The organism is Longicatena sp. 210702-DFI.1.196 (genome assembly GCF_020563125.1).
GTDB lineage: Bacteria > Bacillota_I > Bacilli_A > Erysipelotrichales > Erysipelotrichaceae > Longicatena > Longicatena caecimuris.
In genome coordinates, this window is the sequence record NZ_JAJCPX010000143.1 from 1 (window position 1) to 241 (window position 241).

Annotated in this window: 1 protein-coding gene; it reads right to left on the bottom strand. The window is 52.7% G+C overall.

Translation table 11 applies throughout. From position 1 onward, the window contains the following. On the bottom strand, positions 1 to 241 hold a 241-nt coding region (locus LI241_RS15700; RefSeq protein ID WP_368668999.1), incomplete at both ends, for a hypothetical protein.

A 241-nucleotide genomic window follows, 5' to 3' on the forward strand; every position in this document is an offset into this window, starting at 1 on the left:
TTACCGGAACCCGGCGTACCCAAAATCAAGCCGTTGGGGTTTTTCAGCAGCTTTCGATCCACCATGATGAGGTTGTTGGACAGGGCGTTGATGCCGTAGTACAGAGCTTCTTTGCCGTTCTGGAATAATTCCTGTGTGGTGAACGGTACAAAGATGGCCGTAGAACTGGTGGTCAGTCCTCGCTGGATCTCGATCTGATTGAGTCCCAGGGGCAGACAGCTCATCAGCCCTTCTTCCTGCT